At 62.1% G+C, this 18196-nt stretch carries 18 protein-coding genes, 1 tRNA gene and 1 riboswitch; of the genes, 13 read left to right on the forward strand and 6 right to left on the reverse strand.

Features of this window, described 5'->3' with window-relative positions:
* Positions 1-158 precede the first annotated feature (158 nt).
* The 5 genes from HFO99_RS30050 to HFO99_RS30070 all read left to right on the forward strand — a co-directional run bounded on the left by HFO99_RS30050 (position 159) and on the right by HFO99_RS30070 (position 3319).
* A complete protein-coding gene (locus HFO99_RS30050; protein ID WP_222365342.1) occupies positions 159-557 on the forward strand; it encodes a hypothetical protein in 399 nt (132 codons plus the stop codon).
* A 92-nt stretch (positions 558-649) separates the two neighbouring features.
* The gene (locus tag HFO99_RS30055) at positions 650-1297 is read left to right on the forward strand and encodes a response regulator (protein ID WP_222365344.1); all 648 of its coding nucleotides are present in this window, start codon (positions 650-652) and stop codon (positions 1295-1297) included.
* A 121-nt stretch (positions 1298-1418) separates the two neighbouring features.
* A complete protein-coding gene (locus HFO99_RS30060; RefSeq protein ID WP_222365346.1) occupies positions 1419-2081 on the forward strand; it encodes a helix-turn-helix transcriptional regulator in 663 nt (220 codons plus the stop codon).
* An 11-nt stretch (positions 2082-2092) separates the two neighbouring features.
* A complete protein-coding gene (locus tag HFO99_RS30065; protein WP_222365347.1) occupies positions 2093-2803 on the forward strand; it encodes a thermonuclease family protein in 711 nt (236 codons plus the stop codon).
* Between the two features lie 102 nt (positions 2804-2905).
* The gene (locus HFO99_RS30070) at positions 2906-3319 is read left to right on the forward strand and encodes a tellurite resistance TerB family protein (protein WP_018072434.1); all 414 of its coding nucleotides are present in this window, start codon (positions 2906-2908) and stop codon (positions 3317-3319) included.
* 109 nt (positions 3320-3428) lie between these two features.
* Here the strand turns inward: HFO99_RS30070 and HFO99_RS30075 are convergent, their stop codons facing one another.
* Positions 3429-4304, reverse strand: a complete 876-nt coding sequence (locus HFO99_RS30075; protein WP_222365348.1) for a transporter substrate-binding domain-containing protein — start codon at positions 4302-4304, stop codon at positions 3429-3431.
* A gap of 580 nt (positions 4305-4884) precedes the next feature.
* Between HFO99_RS30075 and HFO99_RS30080 the strand changes: the two genes are divergently transcribed.
* A complete protein-coding gene (locus HFO99_RS30080; RefSeq protein ID WP_222365349.1) occupies positions 4885-6879 on the forward strand; it encodes a methyl-accepting chemotaxis protein in 1995 nt (664 codons plus the stop codon).
* A gap of 226 nt (positions 6880-7105) precedes the next feature.
* Here HFO99_RS30080 and HFO99_RS30085 read toward each other — a convergent pair whose 3' ends face one another.
* Positions 7106-7486 (reverse strand): VOC family protein, encoded by a 381-nt coding sequence (locus HFO99_RS30085; RefSeq protein ID WP_222365350.1) that lies wholly within the window; start codon positions 7484-7486, stop codon positions 7106-7108.
* Positions 7487-7912: 426 nt separating this feature from the next.
* On the opposite strand from HFO99_RS30085, the gene HFO99_RS30090 reads away from it, so the two are divergent.
* A complete protein-coding gene (locus HFO99_RS30090; RefSeq protein WP_222365351.1) occupies positions 7913-8191 on the forward strand; it encodes a hypothetical protein in 279 nt (92 codons plus the stop codon).
* 114 nt (positions 8192-8305) lie between these two features.
* Here HFO99_RS30090 and HFO99_RS30095 read toward each other — a convergent pair whose 3' ends face one another.
* Positions 8306-8431 (reverse strand): hypothetical protein, encoded by a 126-nt coding sequence (locus HFO99_RS30095; RefSeq protein WP_261323392.1) that lies wholly within the window; start codon positions 8429-8431, stop codon positions 8306-8308.
* Positions 8432-8474: 43 nt separating this feature from the next.
* Positions 8475-9623 carry a helix-turn-helix domain-containing protein gene (locus tag HFO99_RS30100; protein WP_222365352.1) on the reverse strand — a complete coding sequence of 383 codons (1149 nt, stop codon included), beginning with the start codon at positions 9621-9623 and terminating at the stop codon, positions 8475-8477.
* A gap of 387 nt (positions 9624-10010) precedes the next feature.
* Between HFO99_RS30100 and HFO99_RS30105 the strand changes: the two genes are divergently transcribed.
* The 5 genes from HFO99_RS30105 to HFO99_RS30125 are packed head-to-tail and all read left to right on the forward strand — an operon-like array spanning position 10011 to position 15400.
* Positions 10011-11024 (forward strand): UDP-glucuronic acid decarboxylase family protein, encoded by a 1014-nt coding sequence (locus HFO99_RS30105; protein ID WP_315860506.1) that lies wholly within the window; start codon positions 10011-10013, stop codon positions 11022-11024.
* Complete coding sequence (gene galE / locus HFO99_RS30110; RefSeq protein WP_222365354.1) at positions 11024-12010, forward strand: UDP-glucose 4-epimerase GalE; 987 nt, start codon at positions 11024-11026, stop codon at positions 12008-12010. The genes HFO99_RS30105 and galE overlap by 1 nt, the downstream gene beginning before the upstream one ends.
* On the forward strand, positions 12007-13914 hold the full coding sequence (locus HFO99_RS30115; protein WP_222365356.1) for a glycosyltransferase family 2 protein: 1908 nt from the start codon (positions 12007-12009) through the stop codon (positions 13912-13914). The genes galE and HFO99_RS30115 overlap by 4 nt, the downstream gene beginning before the upstream one ends.
* Before the next feature lie 19 nt (positions 13915-13933).
* Positions 13934-14872, forward strand: a complete 939-nt coding sequence (locus tag HFO99_RS30120) for a glycoside hydrolase family 26 protein (protein WP_222365385.1) — start codon at positions 13934-13936, stop codon at positions 14870-14872.
* 18 nt (positions 14873-14890) lie between these two features.
* The gene (locus HFO99_RS30125) at positions 14891-15400 is read left to right on the forward strand and encodes a DUF995 domain-containing protein (protein ID WP_222365358.1); all 510 of its coding nucleotides are present in this window, start codon (positions 14891-14893) and stop codon (positions 15398-15400) included.
* Positions 15401-15530: 130 nt separating this feature from the next.
* Here HFO99_RS30125 and HFO99_RS30130 read toward each other — a convergent pair.
* Both HFO99_RS30130 and HFO99_RS30135 read right to left on the reverse strand, forming a co-directional pair.
* Positions 15531-15604, reverse strand: a tRNA-Gly gene (locus HFO99_RS30130).
* Between the two features lie 59 nt (positions 15605-15663).
* Positions 15664-16758 (reverse strand): 2'-deoxycytidine 5'-triphosphate deaminase, encoded by a 1095-nt coding sequence (locus HFO99_RS30135; RefSeq protein ID WP_170279275.1) that lies wholly within the window; start codon positions 16756-16758, stop codon positions 15664-15666.
* A 73-nt stretch (positions 16759-16831) separates the two neighbouring features.
* A riboswitch (SAM riboswitch) is annotated at positions 16832-16910 on the forward strand.
* Between the two features lie 42 nt (positions 16911-16952).
* Here HFO99_RS30135 and HFO99_RS30140 point away from each other — a divergent pair.
* Positions 16953-18137: an O-succinylhomoserine sulfhydrylase gene (locus HFO99_RS30140; RefSeq protein ID WP_222365360.1), complete on the forward strand. Its 1185-nt coding sequence runs from the start codon at positions 16953-16955 to the stop codon at positions 18135-18137.
* Positions 18138-18196 lie beyond the last annotated feature (59 nt).

Consider the following 18196-nt stretch of genomic DNA (forward strand, 5'->3'; position numbering starts at 1 on the left):
TGTTCCTTGGTCACGAGGGCTTTGCCGGAAAGAGGCGGCGATGTCCACGCCCCGGCGCGAAAAACGGGGGCAGCTGGAACACAATTAGAGCACGATGTCGTCCGAAAACCGCGCACACTTTTCGGCATCATGCTCCAAAAAATCCGGAGGATGAGACGATGAAGGCATTCGTTATCACACTTGGCGTTTTTCTGATGCCGTTGGCCGCGGCGGCCGTCGAAGCCGATGCGAGCCGCTTCCAGCTGGAGAAGAGCGGCGACCATTTCGTCCGGCTCGACCGGCAGACCGGAGCAATGTCGATCTGCCAGGACAAGGACGGCGCCCTCGTCTGCCGGATGGCAGCCGACGAGCGGGCGGCCTATGAAGACGAACTCGACCGGCTGGCAAAGCGGGTGACGGCGCTCGAACAGGGCGGGGTCATCCAGCGGACGTTGCCGAGCGATGCCGAGGTCGACCGTTCGATCAGCATTATGGAGCGGATGATGAAGAGTTTCATGGGGATGGTGAAGGAGTTCCAGGCCGAGGAAAACACCAATCCCCTTCCGCAGAAGACCTGATCTGATATAGTCGGTATGAGCAAGCCGGCATGCAACGCGGAGGGATGGCGTCGCATGCACGGCATGATCGGGCTCTTGGGAGGGAGTTTTCGATGCAGGAACAGACCATCATCATTGCGGACGATCATCCGCTTTTCCGCGACGCCTTGCGCCAGGCGGTGATCGGCATGGAAGGCCGGCAATCGATCGTCGAGGCCGGCGATTTCGCCGCGGCGCGCCGGGCCGCCAGCGCCCATGCGGATGCCGACCTGATGCTGCTTGATCTCGCCATGCCCGGGGTCAGCGGCTTTTCCGGCCTGATGGCGCTGCGCTCCGAATTCGCCAGCCTGCCGATCGTCATCGTCTCGGCAACCGACGACGCGACGACCATCCGCCGGGCGCTGGAACTCGGTGCTTCCGGCTTCATTTCGAAATCCTCCGGCATCGACGACATTCGCCGCGGCATCCAGACGGTGCTTGCCGGCGATATCGCCACGCCGGAGAGCTATCGCGACGGCCAGGAGCAGGATCCCGATGTCGCCGACCTGATCCACCGCCTGCATACGCTGACACCGCAGCAGAGCCGGGTGCTGACCATGCTCGGCGAAGGGCTGCTGAACAAGCAGATCGCCTACGAACTCGGCGTCTCCGAGGCGACGATCAAGGCGCATGTCTCGGCGATCCTGTTGAAACTCGATGTCGACAGCCGGACGCAGGCCGTCATCCAACTCGGCAAGATCAACATGGCGATGGTCGCCTGAGCGACGCATTCCCTTTGGCAACAGGATTTTATTCCTCTTTCATCTTTACTCAGACGGCACGGTCGATTAATATTCCGCCGGGTTGGAGCGCGGCGTTGAATGAGCCGCGACGGAATCGCGCATGCTGTCACACAACCAGATCTGGGAAGCGCTCGACAGGCTTGCCGAACGGCACGAGCTGACGCCATCCGGACTTGCGCGCCGCGCGGGGCTCGACCCGACCTCCTTCAACAAATCGAAACGGCTTTCCGCCGACGGGCGGCTGCGCTGGCCCTCGACGGAATCGATCGCCAAGGTGCTCGACGCCACAGGCGCGAGCATGGAGCAGTTTCTGGCCTTCATGCGGCCGGATGCCGACCTGGGACAGTCGGAAGGCGCATTTCCCCAGCGAGGCAACTCCATTCCGCTGCTCGGCTTCGCCCAAGCGGGCGCCGGCGGCTTCTTCGACGATGGCGGCTTTCCGGCCGGCCAGGGCTGGGATGTGGTGGAATTTCCGGCAGCCCCGGCACGGAAGGCCGGTGTCTATGCGCTGGAAGTGCAGGGCGAAAGCATGATGCCGCTCTACCGCGACGGCGACGTGCTGATCGTCGAGCCGGGAGCACAGGTGCGCCGCAACGACCGCGTCGTCGTGCGCACAAACGAGGGCGAGGTGATGGCAAAGGTGCTGCTGCGCCAGAGCCCGCGATCGATCGAGCTGATGTCGCTCAATCCCGAACATCCCAACCGCACCTTCGAGCTTTCCGACGTCGACTGGATCGCCCGCATCATTTGGGCCAGTCAATAGGAAAATATTCCATGCGCCCTGCCGCCTTCATCACAGGTATCACGAGGATGGCGGTGGTGGTCGGCCTGCTGATGACGGGCGAAGCAAGGCTTGGCGGCGGCACCGCCGACGAAGCGACCGCGTCCGCAGAGGAGACGGCGACCGAACCGGCGGATGCGGCGCCCGAAGCCGGCGACCCTGCGGCGATGCCGGATGACCGTGCCGAAATGATTGCTCGCTCAGTAGAACCGGCCGCCCCACGCGCTTCGAGACCAAGCGAAAGCGCGGCAGCCAAACCCGCCGATGTCACCCAGCAAGCGCAGACCGCCACCCAGCAAGCAGCGAGTCCTGCCGCGAAAAAGGCGATGGAGCTGGCGCGGCCGGCGGTCGACAATGCAGGCATGCTTTCCTTTGGCGAGCGCAGGCTTCAGCTTACCGGCATCGTGCCGACACTGGTCGAGAGGATATGCGGGCCGGCGGGCCGGCAATGGCCCTGCGGCATGATGGCGAAGACGGCGCTGCGCCTGCTGTTGCGCAACCGCAGCGTCAGCTGCGATCTCGAGACGGTGGAATGGAAGGAAACAATCACGACTGGCTGCCGGCTCGGCACAGAGGATCTCGGCGCATGGCTCGCCGAAAACGGCTGGGCGGAAGCAGCAGTGGGTTCGCCGCTTACATCCGTCGCCGACAAGGCCAGGCAAGCAGGAAAAGGCCTTTACGGCGACGATCCACGCCGCAAATAAACCGGCAGCCTTGGCAAGCGTTCGAACAGCCCGGATCGGGCCGATCCCTTGTAATGGCTGTCGCCAATTCCTAATCTGGGCTGATCGAAAAAGGAATCAGAGATGAACAAGCCGCTTTCTGCTCATGACGCGCTGATCTACGTAATGGTGATGGCATCCGCCGTCGACAGCACGATGAACGACAGGGAGCTGGAGAGGATCGGCCAACTGATCGGATTCCTGCCTGTTTTCCGGGATTTCGATGACGACAAGCTGATTGCGGTGGCGCGCGACTGCGCCTCGCTGCTCGCCGGGCCGGAAGGTCTCGACGTCGTGCTCGAAACCGTGCGCGACACCCTGCCCGCGAAACTCTATGACACGGCCTATGCGCTGGCCGTCGAGGTGGCATCCGCCGATCTCTCGGTCAAAGCGGAGGAGTTGCGGCTGCTCAGCCTGCTGCGTGACCGGCTCGGCCTCGACAAGCTCACCTGCGCGGCGATCGAGCGGAGCGCCATTGCCCGCTTCCGTAAGGGCTGAACACTAAAGCCCGTCGCAATCTTTCAGATTCGCTCCTCGCGCTTTAGATCTTTGTTTTGATGCATGTCGTTATCCCTGAACCGCTGCACACTTCCGGGCGACATGCATGTCAATAAAGCCCGTAGGGGAAATAACGCAGATAGATTTCCTGGAGGCGGCCGTTGCGCGACAGTGTGGCGAGCGCGTGGTCGATGGCGGATGTCAGCACGCTGTCCTTCTGCCGCAGCATGATCGTCATGCCCTCGCCGAGGAAATGCTCGGAGAGATAAGGGCCGTCGAACAGCGCACAGCATTTGGCTGAGGCCGGCGAGGAAACCCAGAAGGAAAGCTGCAGCGCGTCGGCAAAGGCGGCATCGACCTTACGGTCCTTGAGCGCCGCAAGCAGGGCGTCCTTCGTATCGAACGGCTCGGCCTTGAGTGTGGGGAAAAAGGCTGCCAGCATCGCCTCATGCACCGTCCCCCTGACGACGCCGACCGGGTGGCTGGAAAGGGCGGCAGCGGTCTTTCCGTCGAGCGGCACGGCGAGATTACGCACGAAGCGCGCCGGCAGCATCAGATAGGGTCTGGAGAAGACGAATTGCCGTCGGAGCTCCGGCGTCACGGCAAAACCGGCGATGACGGCATCGCCCTGCGAGGCCGCGAGAGCATCCCTGAGGTCGGCGAAAGGGAGCGCCTGGATCTGGCACTTTTCTGAAATCTCCAGCTCGCTGCAGATTTCGCGGGCGAGGTCGACATTGAAGCCGGAGAGCTTGCCGTTCTGATCGGTGAAATTGAAGGGCGGGAAATCGACCGAGGTCAGGAAGCGCAAGCGCACCAGCGAGGAGAGATCGGGCCTGGAAAGACGTTCACGCGCATCGAAGAGCAGCGGCAGGGAGGGGGATGCCTGCTGGGCGGATGCGGCAAAACTTGAAAACAGTGGGCCGAGAAACAGCCCGAGCGCGAAAAAACCCTTCAGAGTCAGGGATGCCAGCTTGGATTGCATCATCTTGATCTTGGTCTCTGGGTTAAGCGCGAAGCATTGCGGCGTCGGCGAGATGTATCAGAGTCGTGCGTGGTGGGGAATATGTGTGGGAGGAAGGGGAGCAGATGACGGTCGCCGTGCATAGGAAGCCTTCATGCGCCATCCCGGCCCAGGAGGTCGGCGAGAGCAGCCCCTCATCCGGCTGCCGCCACCTTCTCCCCGCGGGCGGGGAGAAGGGACAAGCCGCAACCTCTCCGTCCCCCGCAGGCCTTTCGCATGGCACGTCCCCTCTACCCGTCAGAACGGGGAGAGGGTTAGGGTGAGGGGCAGCCATTAGGGCGGACTGGACAGCCCTGGCGCAAGTCCCGAGACGACAATTCAGCCTCTAAAAATCACAGTCATCCGCCGCCTTCTGTTAGCGCGGAATTAAAGAATATCGCCTCTTATTTGTTGCGACGACATCGGACCCGCCAGCCGATCGCATGATGCAAGCGTCAGCCCAAACCCAATCCCTAAACCGCGATATTGAAGCAGCGTTTTCTGCAACAATTGATTTCACATCACCGGGCGCGCAAGCACGCCCAGCCAATCGGGTGACATTTCCATGCTGAAGCATCTGAAAATCCGGACAAAAATTATATTGGTCGTGGCGCTCATGGGGCTGATCACGATGGCCGGGCTGATCTATGTCATCGCCGAATTCCGCCGAGCGGATGCCGCCTACAGCGCCTTCATCGATCATGAGGCGCAGGCCTCGATGCTGAGCGCGCGTGCCAGCGCATCGGCGGTGGCCTCTGTGCTGCAGGTCACCCTGCTTGCCGACATAAAGCCCGATACGCCGGAATTCCAGACAGCGCTCGCCACACCGAGCAAGCTGCCGCAGGCGCGGGACCGCATGAAGCAGGCGCTGGCGCTGGTGCCCAGCCGCAAGCCGGCGATCGATGAAATCCAGGCCGGCATCGATGAGATCGAAACCCTGGCGAACAAGATCATCGAACAGAGCAAAGCCAAGGACAGCGCCGGCGCCCGGGCGAATGTTGCCCTGATCAATGCCAAGCTCAATGCGCTGACGCCGAAGATGATCGCCAACAATGATGCGATGATGGCGCTGCTCAACGACGGCGGCGACGCGCTCTCGGCTTCCGTCAACGAACGGATCGTCTTCTGTTTCGTGCTGATCGGCATCGCGGTTCTCGCCGCCGTCGGTTTCAGCGTGGTCGTCGCCCAGAAGGGCATCGCCGGCCCGATGACGCAGCTGCGCCAGCGCATGACCCGGCTTGCCGAGGGCGATACAACAAGCGATGTCAGCGGCCTCGACCGCGGCGACGAAGTCGGCCAGATGGCAAAGGCCGTTTCGGTCTTCCGCGACAACGCGATCGAGCGTGGCCGGATCGAGGCGCGCGCCGAAGCCGACCGCAACGTCAGCGACAGCGAGCGCCGCGAACGCGAGGCGCAGAAGGTCCGCGAAGCATCCGAACTGGAACGCGCCGTCACCGCACTCGGCGACGGCCTGCGCCGCCTTGCCGCCGGCGATCTCGCCTCGCATATCGCCGAGCCCTTCGTCGCGCATCTCGATGCGCTGCGTGAGGATTTCAACAACTCGGTCGAGAAGCTCAACGAGACCCTGCATACGGTCGGCGCCAATGCCCGGGCGATCGGCGCCGGCGCCAATGAGATCCGTTCCTCCGCGGACCAGCTTTCCCAGCGGACGGAACAGCAGTCAGCCTCCGTCGAAGAGACGGCGGCGGCACTGGAGGAGATCACCACGACGGTGCGCGACGCCGCCAAGCGGGCCGAGGAGGCAAGCCAACTCGTCGCCCGCACCCGCCTCGGCGCCGAAAAGTCAGGCGAGGTCGTCCGCAAGGCGGTCTCCGCCATGCAGCAGATCGAGAAGTCCTCGGGCGAAATCTCCAACATCATCGGCGTCATCGACGACATCGCCTTCCAGACCAACCTGCTCGCTCTGAACGCCGGCGTCGAAGCGGCCCGCGCCGGCGACGCCGGCAAGGGCTTTGCGGTCGTCGCCCAGGAAGTGCGCGAGCTCGCCCAGCGCTCGGCGAAGGCGGCCAAGGAAATCAAGGCGCTGATCAGCACCTCCGGCACGCATGTGCAGACCGGCGTCTCGCTGGTCGGGGAAACCGGCAAGGCGCTCGACGCGATCGTCCAAGAGGTTCAGGAGATCAACCAGCACGTCCACGCGATCGCCGAGGCCTCCCGCGAACAATCGATCGGATTGCAGGAAATCAACACCGCGGTTAACACCATGGATCAGGGCACGCAGCAGAATGCGGCGATGGTCGAGGAATCAACCGCCGCCAGCCACAACCTGGCCACGGAAGCGGCAGCACTCAACAACCTGCTCGGCCAATTCAGGCTGACCGGCACCGGGGGCTTCGCCGCCAGCGCGCCTATCGCCACAGCAGCGCCACGCGCTGCCGCCCGCCCGGCAGCCAGGGCAGCTCCGGTCCGCGTCGCCCGCGAAGGCACCGCCCGCCCGGCCGCCTCGCCGGCCCGTGCGCTCGGCCAGAAAATCGCCAACGCCTTCGGCGCCGGCAACAGCTCGTCGCCGAGCCAGGATCCCGACTGGACGGAATTCTGAGTCGCAGATCCTGAACACGAGGCACGGCTGTCCGGTTCGCGCCGACGGCAGCCCCTCACCCTAACCCTCTCCCCGTTCTGACGGGGAGAGGGGACGTGCCCTGCGAGAGGTTGGTGGGAAATGGAGAGGTTGCCGCATATCCCCTTCGCCCCGTTTGCGGGGAGAAGGTGCCGGCACGCGGATGAGGGGCGGACCGCGGCGGCCGTCGTTTCCTTCTGGGTGTCGTTTAACCCGGCCGCCAGCCGATCTCGACGAGGATGTTTCCGGGCGCCGTGCAATAAAACAGCCAGCCGCCGCGCATGGCGGCCGGCGGACCGGACAGGTCAGCACCGGCAGCCGCAAGCCCGGCATGGACCGCATCGACATCCGCCTTTTCGGGCAGGATGAAGCCGATGTGATAGGTCTGGCGTCCCATCTCCACCTGATCGGCGGTGCCGAATTTTGCGATTGCGGGGCTGAGGACGATTTCGAGGCCGGCATCGTCTTCGAGGATCGCGAGGCCGTTCTGGCCGCGCATATCCTTAAGTCTCAGGCCGAAATGGCGGATCAAGAAATCCGCCGTGGCAGCGATATCGGGTACGTGGAAATCGAGGTGGTTCAAGCGCATGACAGTCTCCGTTCGAAAAAATCCCGGGACTGCCTTTTTGCCGTCTCCGCACGCCGCCGGGATCCCGCATCTTGATGCGGATCACGTCGCGGGTTCTCGTGCCATGGCACGGAGCAGAGCTTCCGTGAGAGCGCGCTTGACGCTCCAACGGAAGGGACCGGGCTTACCTCAACCGATCCTGCCTTTTTCGACGATGCCGATCTAGCAGACGGCACCGGTTTCGGCAATGGATGCGTCGGCGCGGCTGAAGGAACGGGATTCTCACCCTAATATCCATAGTCGGATGCCGCGCCCGTCGGCCGCTCGATCACGGCGTCCCCGGCACCGCGTTCCCGAAGGATTGAAGCGCGGCACGCGCATTCGTGTCGTGCGCTATATCCGATGAGGTGTAGAGTGATATTATTCAACGCATTGGGAGGGATGGACATGAAACCTGCAATCATCGGCCTCGTCGGCACGCTTGTTCTCGCGGGATGCAGCACCGTCAGCTACAGCGGACCGGGCCTCGAACCCATCCCCGGCAGCATTACCTATAGCGGCCAACCGCGCACCAAACTCACCAAATCACCCCCCGGCTCCGCCTTCCCGCATGACTTCATCGACCAGTACGGCCGGGAGGTGGAGGAAACCTACATCATCCAGCCCGACCGGAGCCTGATCATCGGCCATCGGCAATACAAGCCGATCCGGTTCTTCGGGGATTAGGCTTGGTCGGCGTGGTTTGCGGGAGATGGAGCGGTGACGGGAAATATACCCTCAATTGCGAACGGAGGCCCTGAGATCGCATCTGACGCGAACCGTGACGCGGTCACGTTGAGCTTAAAGCTTGGCAATTACCGTGCCGGTGATCTTGAGGTTGTTGTCCTTTTGCATCTGGCTCAGCACGCGCGCGTCCTCGTCGACGACGCCAGTCAGGGAGCCAGCGTAATAACCGTAGGCAGTCAACCCCGACAGCACCTGGATGACGATCCGCCTGAAACTTGTTAGATCAACTCGTCAGGGCCAGCCAATCACCGATCGTTTTTCCGTAACGCCGCGTGGAGCCGATGGCCGGAGCCGGCCGCTGTTGGGTTGCCGCCGTCCTTCGGATTTCACGCGGGCTCAGCCCGAATTCGTGGATGAAGGCGCGCGTAAAATTGGCGGCGACCTCGAAACCGGCGGCTTCTGCGATTTCTGCAATCGGCCTGTGGTCGGCCGAATTGCTGAGATCGGCATGGGCCTGCAGCAATCGCCGCTTGCGAATATAATTGAGCACGCCCCCGCTCGCCTCAAACAGCTGGTAAAGCCGCGTACGCGAAATCCCCAACGCGCGGCACATCATGTCCGGTGTCAAGTTTTCCGAATGGAGATTGACGTGAATGTAGCGGTGTGCCCGCTCCATCAGTCCCATGTTGGTCTGGTTTTGACCGGTGTCAGTCCTTGTGGACGATGCGGCGCCCGCAACGACCATATCGCCGATGGTTTGGATGATCCGGGGCACTTCCTCTATCGTCAGATTGCCGAGGTTCGTTTCGAGGCCCGTGAGATAACCCGTGAGCAACTCGGCGTGGCTCCCCGAAAGAACCGTGTTGCCGGCGCTCTGGAGAAGGCTCGCATCGCGAGCCAGCAACTCATACGGCAGGAACACGAGCAAAGCTTCGGTATCGGTCATCCGTCCGCGATAGGGGCTGCCGAGAGACATGAAAAGTATCTCGCCGGCACCGGTCTCGGTGACACGACGGTTGACCTCGGTCCAGGCTTGGCCGCTGCGCTGCAGGGCGACGTTCCAATGGTCGACAGGGCTCGATCGAAGCATGGCCTGATCGCGGACATATCTGTGGGCATGCGCGCGCTGCTGGACGATGAGGATATCGCCGAGATGCCAGCCGATCTGCTCCGCGAGGAACCCGTCTTCCGGTGATTTTCCCTCCGGCAGATGAACATCCACGAGCGGCGCCATATGTGCCCGCCAGGCCTGGAATTGTTCTGCCGGTGGCAGGTCCTGCGTCGAGAATCGCAGCGGCTCAAGTGCAGGGGAGGCATGGGGTGGGCGTTCCTTGCGCATGGCCGGTTCACGCGGCCAGCGCCGCCGCTCCATATGCGCCGGCCGTTCCTGTTCCGCGGCAGGATCATCGTCGGAATCAGACCCTGTAGCCATCCAATTCCTCCAGCGCATAACCCGACCCGAGCCATGGAAATTGAGAAAAGCAATTGTTTTTGCGGCTGAAATCTCCGCAGAACTCCGTCTGAAAAAGCGGAAGTGCCCGAAGAGTCACCTCCATGAGTTGCTTATCATATTCCTTTTCGCTCTGAAATGTACGGAGCGATAATTTCCAGGACGTGAGGATAACGACAATTGCCTCCCTTAGCTGTATCTAAATAAACATCGGTCCTTTCCGAAAGAAAAACCGGACGAATTAAATATTCTCATGATCGAACGACCTCGTGTCGCGGGATTGTGCAGTAAAGATCGAAGATCCCATAGCAAAACCTGAAAACACGGGAGGTGGTCGTGAACTATCTTGGTAAGATTCGTGCGCGCTCTGTGCAAAATTCGGCTCGTGATGCAAATAATCCATCCGGAATATCTCGCGCTCCCAAGAGAGTTCTTGTCACCGGCGGCGCAGGCTTCCTCGGATCACATCTGTGCGAGACGCTTTTGGCCGCCGGACACCAGGTGATCGGCCTCGACAACTTTTCCACCGGCATGCGGCGCAATATCGCCCATCTGAAGGGAGTCGATCGCTTCAATGTCGTCGCCCACGATATCGTCCACCCGCTCGATCTGGAAGTCGACGAGATCTATAACCTCGCCTGCCCGGCATCGCCCCCGCATTATCAGGCCGATCCGATCCATACGACAAAGACCTGCGTGCTGGGCTCCCTCAACCTTCTGGAGCTGGCCGCGCGCACCGGCGCGCGCATCCTTCAGGCATCCACCTCGGAAGTCTACGGCGACCCGAACGTCCATCCGCAAGTCGAAAGCTACTGGGGCAACGTCAATTCGTTCGGGCCGCGCTCCTGCTATGACGAGGGCAAGCGGTGCGCCGAGACGCTATTCTTCGACTTCCACAAGACGCACGGCGTCGAAATCAAGATCATCCGCATCTTCAACACCTATGGCCCGCGGATGCGTCCGGACGACGGCCGCGTCGTCTCGAATTTCATCGTTCAGGCCCTGACGGGGCAAGACATCACGATATATGGCGACGGTTCGCAGACCCGCTCGTTCTGTTTCGTCGATGATCTCATCGGCGGCATGGTCCGCATGATGGCCTCACCGTCGTCGCTGACGGGGCCCGTCAATCTCGGCAATCCGGGCGAATTCACGATCAGGGAGCTGGCCGAGCAGGTGATCGGATTGACCGGCTCCCGGTCGCAAATCATCCACCGCGCTCTGCCGGTTGACGATCCCCGTCAGCGTCGCCCCGATATTTCGCTTGCCATGCAGGAACTCGACTGGCGGCCGAAGATCGACTTGTCGAGCGGCCTGCGTCAAACGATCGACTATTTCGATGGCCTTCTCACCCGTCCGGCACGCGAACTGGAGGCGGTCTGATGGATGCGCCGCGGGTTCTTGTCACGGGGGGTGCCGGCTATATCGGCAGCCACACCGCCAAGCTCCTCCGCTCGGAGGGGATTGAGCCTGTCGTCTACGACAATCTCACGACCGGAAACCGTTCGTCCGTGCGCTGGGGCCCTTTCGTCGAAGGTGACGTCCTCGACTCGTCATGCCTGATCGAGGCCATCGAGAAATATGCTCCCGATGCCGTCATCCACTTTGCCGCCTCGGCCTACGTCGGCGAGTCCGTGCAAAACCCAGCGAAATATTACAATAACAATGTCTGCGGTGCATTGTCGCTTATCGATGCCTGCCGGCAGACGGGGCTTCAGAACGTCATCTTCTCATCGAGCTGTGCCGTCTACGGCGTCCCCTCCGTGCTGCCGATCAACGAGACGTTGCCGAAGGCTCCGATCAATCCCTACGGCAAGACCAAGCTGATGTTCGAGCACATGCTCGCCGATTATGCGGCGGCCTACGGCCTGCGCTATGTTGCCCTGCGTTACTTCAATGCCTGTGGAGCCGATCCGGACGGCGAGCTTGGCGAATGGCACGTTCCGGAAACCCATCTCATTCCGCGGGCGCTGCTGGCGGCGGCCGGCCGGATTCCGCACCTGGAGATATTCGGCGATGATTACGATACCCCTGACGGCACCTGCATAAGGGACTATATTCACGTCGCAGATCTCGCGCGCGCCCATGTTCAGGCCTTCACCCATCTCGCCAAAGGCGGAGCAAACCTCACTGTCAACCTCGGCACCGGGCGGGGTTTTTCCATCAGGGACGTCCTGCGCGTGATCCAGGAAACGACCGGGTGCGAAGTCCCGGTCGTCATCCATCCACGCCGGCCGGGCGATCCGGCCAGCCTCTACGCCGACGCCAGCCTGGCCCGCGAGACGCTCTGCTTCCAGCCTCGATATTCCGACCTCGAAACCATCGTGCGGACGGCGGCTCCGTTCTTCGGGCTGGAGGCGCGCGCGTGACCGAACTTGCGATTACCCAAGCGGCGCATGCTCCGGAACCCTCCCGCGAGCCGCTTCTTGTCCCGGTTCTCACAGGACCTCGGCGGGCCGAATATCTGTTCTCGACGGCCGTATGGGCCTGCGCCTTCGCCTATTTCTGGATCTGGTGGCTGGAGCCGCGCCATCACGTCGATGCTTTCGGCACGATTGCGGTGAGCCTCGTTCTTGCCTGGGTTACCGCTCTGCCGGCCTATTTCATCGTCGTCTTCTATCGGGCGGCAAGACCGAACGGTCCCTTGCGCCTGCCGGCGGGCAGTCGAGTGGCCATGGTCGTGACCAAGGCGCCGGCGGAACCCTTCTCGGTCGTCCGTGAAACCCTGCTGGCAATGCTTGCCCAGGAGGTGGAACACGACACTTGGCTTGCCGACGAAGACCCTTCCCCCGAGACTCTCGACTGGTGCTCCGGGCACGGGGTCCTCGTCTCGACCCGCAAGGGGCGATCCGATTATCATCGGACGTCGTGGCCCCGACGCACGCGGTGCAAGGAAGGCAACCTCGCCTTCTTCTACGACCACCACGGCTACAGCCGCTACGATTTCGTGGCGCAACTCGATGCGGATCATGTTCCCGCGCCCGACTATCTCTTCCACATGCTGCGTCCGTTCGCCGATCCAAAGGTCGGCTATGTCTCGGCCCCCAGCATTTGCGACAAGAACGCTTCCGAAAGCTGGTCGGCACGTGGAAGGCTCTATGCCGAGGCCAGCATGCATGGCTCGCTCCAAGCCGGTTACAATGGCGGCCTGGCGCCGCTGTGCATAGGGTCGCATTACGCGGTACGCACCGTCGCCCTCAAACAGATCGGCGGCCTCGGTCCGGAGTTGGCTGAAGACCATTCGACGACATTGATGATGAATGCCGGCGGCTGGCGGGGTGTGCATGCGCTGGATGCCATCGCCCATGGTGACGGCCCCAGAACCTTCAGCGATCTCGTCACGCAGGAATTCCAGTGGTCGCGCAGCCTGGTCATGGTGCTGTTGCGGTACTCGCCGAGCCTCGTCGGCCGGCTGCCGCCCCGGCTCAGGTTCCAGTTCCTCTTTTCGCAACTCTGGTATCCGCTTTTTGCGTTCTTCATGTTGCTCATGTTTGCGTTGCCGATCATCGCGCTCGTGCACGGCCAGAACTTCGTGACGGTGACCTACCCCGATTTCCTGGCGCATTTCGCACCGCTTTCTATCGCTCTCGTGGTGATGGCTTATCGCTGGCGCGCCAGCAGTTCGTTCCGCCCCTACGACGCCAAGATCCTGAGCTGGGAATGCATGCTCTTTCTCTTTGCGCGCTGGCCCTGGGCGCTCGCCGGCACGCTGGCTGCGGTGCACGATTTTGTGACAGGGTCCTTCGTCGATTTCCGCGTCACGCCGAAAGGCCGGTCCGAAGTCGATCTGCTGCCGGTGCGTGTCCTGGCGCCCTACGCTTTGCTGGCGCTCATGGCGGTATTGCCTGCCCTGGCCATCGGCGATGCCGGCGCCTCCAAGGGTGGTTACTTCTTTACCATCCTGAACGCGGCAATCTACTGCGCGCTGCTGTTGGTCATCGTCGGGCGTCATTCGAAGGAAAATACTGTTGCGGCGGCCCCGCGCTTCTACCGTCCGGCGATGGCCACCGTGCTGCTTGCGCTCGTCGCGCTGCCGGGGGCTGCAACCATCATGCGCGGAAAGGATGCGGCCGAGGCACTCGCCTGGGGCAGCGGCCGCCTTCAGCTGTTCGAAGAGCGTTATGCCGTCTCCGGTGCAGGCCTGGGCGGGACCGCCCTGCGCACGATCTTCTTCAAACCACGATGGATTTCCGATCCGGAGGAGATCCAACTGAGAACGGATGCCGCTCAACCGGAGTTGCGGCCGAGCGTGGAGGAATTACACAATGCATAGCCCATCCAAAATAGCCCTATTGTCGTTAACCGGCCTGCTGCTGTCGGGAGTCGCGGTCCTGCCGCCCGCTCTGGGCAGCTTTGCCGAAGGGCAGCCGCTTGCAATGACGACATCGTCCATTGCGCCGCCGACCAAAATGCCTGTTGTCACGAAGGAGTCGATCACGTTCGGCGCCTATGATCCGCACGGGGATTTGGGCGGCTCGCCCGATTCGAAGATCGAACACCTCTTCCTGCCCTGGGAAGATGTCGATCTGCGCACACTCGCTCTCGCCGACGGTTATGCGCAAGCGCGTGGCCGCACCCTGCTGATCTCGGTCGAGCCCTGGACCTGGTCGACCGATTGGCGCCAAACCTCGGAGGAACTGCTGCACAGCATCCTCAACGGTTCGCGCGATGCAAACATGGCCGCCGTCTGCTCGACTGCTGCCACGCTGAAAAGTCCGGTCATCATTCGCTGGGGACAGGAAATGGACGAAACGGACAGCCAGTTCTCCTGGTCGCATTGGCAGGGCGCCGATTATGCCAAGGCCTATCGCCGGATGGTGGAGGTCTGCAAGGTCCACCTGAAGACGGCCAAATACATGTGGTCACCGAAGGGCAATGAGGGGCTTCAAGCCTTTTATCCCGGCAACGATGTCGTCGATCTCATTGGGCTCTCGGTCTTTGGCCTGGAGCAATACGACAGGGACAAGACTGGCCGTGACCAGACGTTTGCCGAGCACCTTGCGCCCGGATACGCCCGTGTCGCCGGTTACGGCAAGCCCATCATGGTTGCCGAACTCGGCTACGAAGGCAGCGATTCCTTCGTGCGAAACTGGGCTGAGAGCGTAACGAAACGCTATCCCCAGTTCCCGGCGCTCAGCGCCGTTATCTACTTCAACGACCGCGAAGTCTATCCGTGGCCGGACGGCTATGGCCGCCCCGACTGGCGGATCGTCCGCCAAAGCATCAATTGAACAAGAAGGAACCTGAACATGTCCATGCTTCAAAAAATGTTCCTGGCCGTGGTCCTGACCGGCGGTATCGCCACGGCCGCGTCCGCGGCCGGAACCAATGAGCCTGCGGGGATCGAGACCGCAAAGCCGATGAGCAGCGCGGAAATTTATCGGCTCTACAACCAGAATTCCTGGATGTGGAAAGCCGGCGCCGGCTACTTCTCCACAAAGGCGCGTCGCTTTACCGCCTGGTCGCGGGAAAATGGCTCGCCGTCCTTCGGCATGGGCCGCTGGTTCATCACGGAATCGGGTAAACTCTGCTTCAACGCCGACTGGCACGCCAAGACCGGAACGGCGACGGCAATCACCTGCTTCAGCCACCGCAAGAAGGGCGGCCTGATCTATCAGAAACGCGAACCGGACGGTGAATGGTACGTTTTCAAGAGCGCACCGGCACAAGCCACCGACGAATTCGCAAAGCTTCGCCACGGCGACTACGTGAGTTCTCAATTGGGGAGGATTGAGACGAGCGTCAGTAAGACCAGATAGAGGCGAAGCTAGGGGTTGCGCGCGGCCGAGGCGCCATCTGTGTCCTTGTAGGCGCCGATGCCTGCGCGCAACCCTTTTCATAAAACATCGCGAAGCGCCTTCAAAAGGCGGCGAACGGCCTGAGGGCAGCTGGAGCGGGTGAAGGGAATCGAACCCTCGTATTCAGCTTGGGAAGCTGCTGCTCTACCATTGAGCTACACCCGCGATGAAGCGAGATTTCCAACAGATGGGGGCCGCTGTCAAGTCGCGGCCGCCGGGAAGCCTCAGATGCGGAAGTGTTTCGAGAGCTTGAGGCCCTGGGCCTGGTAGTTGGAGCCGAGGCCGGAGCCGTAGAGGCTGGCGGGTTTTTCCTGCATATGTTCGTAGACGAGGCGGCCGACGATCTGGCCGTCTTCGAGGATGAAGGGCACTTCGTGGCTGCGCACTTCGAGCACCGCGCGGCTGCCGCGTCCGCCGGCAGGCGCATGGCCGAAGCCCGGATCGAAGAAGCCAGCATAATGGACACGGAATTCGCCGACCAGCGGATCGAAGGGGGTCATCTCAGCGGCATAATCCGGCGGCACGTGCACGGCCTCGCGCGAGACGAGGATATAGAACTCGTCCGGATCGAGGATCAGCTCGTTGCGGCCGCGGCTGTGGAGCGGTTCCCAGAAATCGAAGAGGTCGTGCTCGGCCTTCTTGTCGACGTCGACGACGGCAGTGTGATGTTTGCCGCGATAGCCGATCAGGCCGTCCTTGTCTCCGGCGAGGTCGATCGACAGGGCAATGCCGCCGCCGGAAACATTCGGAAGCTTGCTGGCAACCAGCGTTTCGCTTTCATGCAGCTTCAAAAGTTCCGGCTCGCCGAGCAGCGCCTGGCCGACGCGGAAACGGATCTGCGACAGGCGCGAGCCGCGGCGCACGACGATCGGGAAAGTGCGCGGGCTGATTTCGAGATAGAGCGGGCCGGCATAGCCTGATGGGATCTTGTCGAACTCCTGGGCGTAATCGGTGATGACGCGGGTGAAGATATCGAGGCGCCCGGTCGAGCTCTTCGGATTGGCCGAGGCCGACATGTCGGCCGGCAGCGCGAGGCTTTCCATCAGCGGGACGATATAGACGCAGCCGGTTTCGAGCACCGCGCCTTCGGAGAGGTCGATCACATGCAGGCTCAGCCGGTCGAGCTTGTCGGCAACCAGGTGCGAGGGGCCGGGCATGAAGCTGGCGCGCACGCGAAAAGCCTTGGCGCCCAGGCGCAGGTCGAGGCTTGCCGGCTGGATCTGGTCGCGGTCCAGCTCCCGCTCGGAGATCAGACGCCCCGTTTCGAACAGCGCGGAGATCGCGCGATCCGCCAGAATTCCCGTTTCGCGAGCCATCATGCCTCATCCATCATTTGCCGCCGACAAAACCAAACTCGGGGAATTGACGCAAGCAGCTAACAGCAGTATTGCAGAATTATCCCGTGGTGATTTGGCCGGTCGGCTTGCAGCCACGTTAAACAAGTGGCTAAAAAGACCGGGTTGAAACCGGTCTGCTTTTGCGACCGGTTTTTTTGTTATGTGAAGGTGATGGCATGAGCAAGACTTGGCGCCCGGCAACCCAACTCGTCCATGGTGGCACGCTGCGTTCGCAATATGGCGAGACGTCGGAGGCAATCTATCTCACCCAAGGCTTCGTCTACGAGACGTCGGAGGCGGCCGAAGCCCGCTTCAAGGGCGAGACGGAGGGCTTCATCTACGCCCGCTATGGCAGCCCCACCAACGACATGTTCGAAAAGCGCATGTGCATGCTCGAAGGCGCCGAAGACGCCCGCGCCACCGCTTCCGGCATGGCCGCCGTCACCGCGGCAATCCTTTGCCAGCTGAAATCAGGCGATCATATCGTCGCCGCGCGCGCCCTGTTCGGCTCCTGCCGCTGGGTCGTGGAAACGCTCGCACCGAAATACGGCATCGACTGCACGCTGATCGACGGCCGGGATCTGGCGAACTGGGAAAAGGCGATCACGCCGAAGACCAAGGTGTTCTTCCTGGAAAGCCCGACCAACCCGACGCTCGAAGTGATCGATATCGCAGGTGTCGCCAAGCTCGCCAACCAGATCGGCGCCAAGGTCGTCGTCGACAACGTCTTCGCGACACCGCTCTTCCAGAAGCCGCTCGAGCTCGGCGCCCATATCGTCGTCTATTCCGCCACCAAGCATATTGACGGCCAGGGCCGCTGCCTCGGCGGCGTCGTGCTTTCAGACAAGGAATGGATCGACGAGAACCTGCACGACTACTTCCGCCATACCGGCCCGGCGATGTCGCCGTTCAATGCCTGGACGCTGTTGAAGGGCATCGAGACACTGCCGCTACGCGTGCGCCAGCAGACCGAGAATGCGGCAAAGATCGCCGAATTCCTGGCCGAGCAGGGCAAGGTCGCCAAGGTGATCTATCCCGGCCGCAAGGACCATCCGCAGGCCGATATCATCGCCAAGCAGATGACCGGCGGCTCGACGCTGGTCGCCTTCGAGCTGAAGGGCGGCAAGGATGCGGCCTTCGCGCTGCAGAACGCGCTCGATATCGTCAAGATCTCCAACAATCTCGGCGACAGCAAGAGCCTGATCACCCATCCGGCGACGACCACGCACAAGAACCTGACGGATGAGGCGCGCGCCGAACTCGGCATTTCTCCGGGCACGGTCCGCCTTTCGGCCGGCATCGAGGATACCGACGACCTGATCGAGGATTTCGCGAAGGCGCTTGCCAAGGTCTCGGCTTGATTTAGGAATAAAGGCGGCCGGACCTCATCTGGGGTTCGGCCGTGCCGGCCTCACCAAGG

The organism is Rhizobium leguminosarum, assembly GCF_019798305.1.
In the GTDB taxonomy this organism is placed as follows: domain Bacteria; phylum Pseudomonadota; class Alphaproteobacteria; order Rhizobiales; family Rhizobiaceae; genus Rhizobium; species Rhizobium leguminosarum_U.

Coding starts and splice junctions, on each gene's coding strand:
- HFO99_RS30050 (WP_222365342.1), top strand. CDS start 159: ATGAAGGCATTCGTTATCACACTTGGCGTTTTTCTGATGCCGTTGGCC.
- HFO99_RS30055 (WP_222365344.1), top strand. CDS start 650: ATGCAGGAACAGACCATCATCATTGCGGACGATCATCCGCTTTTCCGC.
- HFO99_RS30060 (WP_222365346.1), top strand. CDS start 1,419: ATGCTGTCACACAACCAGATCTGGGAAGCGCTCGACAGGCTTGCCGAA.
- HFO99_RS30065 (WP_222365347.1), top strand. CDS start 2,093: ATGCGCCCTGCCGCCTTCATCACAGGTATCACGAGGATGGCGGTGGTG.
- HFO99_RS30070 (WP_018072434.1), top strand. CDS start 2,906: ATGAACAAGCCGCTTTCTGCTCATGACGCGCTGATCTACGTAATGGTG.
- HFO99_RS30075 (WP_222365348.1), bottom strand. CDS start 4,304: ATGATGCAATCCAAGCTGGCATCCCTGACTCTGAAGGGTTTTTTCGCG.
- HFO99_RS30080 (WP_222365349.1), top strand. CDS start 4,885: ATGCTGAAGCATCTGAAAATCCGGACAAAAATTATATTGGTCGTGGCG.
- HFO99_RS30085 (WP_222365350.1), bottom strand. CDS start 7,486: ATGCGCTTGAACCACCTCGATTTCCACGTACCCGATATCGCTGCCACG.
- HFO99_RS30090 (WP_222365351.1), top strand. CDS start 7,913: ATGAAACCTGCAATCATCGGCCTCGTCGGCACGCTTGTTCTCGCGGGA.
- HFO99_RS30100 (WP_222365352.1), bottom strand. CDS start 9,623: ATGGCTACAGGGTCTGATTCCGACGATGATCCTGCCGCGGAACAGGAA.
- galE (WP_222365354.1), top strand. CDS start 11,024: ATGGATGCGCCGCGGGTTCTTGTCACGGGGGGTGCCGGCTATATCGGC.
- HFO99_RS30125 (WP_222365358.1), top strand. CDS start 14,891: ATGTCCATGCTTCAAAAAATGTTCCTGGCCGTGGTCCTGACCGGCGGT.
- HFO99_RS30135 (WP_170279275.1), bottom strand. CDS start 16,758: ATGATGGCTCGCGAAACGGGAATTCTGGCGGATCGCGCGATCTCCGCG.
- HFO99_RS30140 (WP_222365360.1), top strand. CDS start 16,953: ATGAGCAAGACTTGGCGCCCGGCAACCCAACTCGTCCATGGTGGCACG.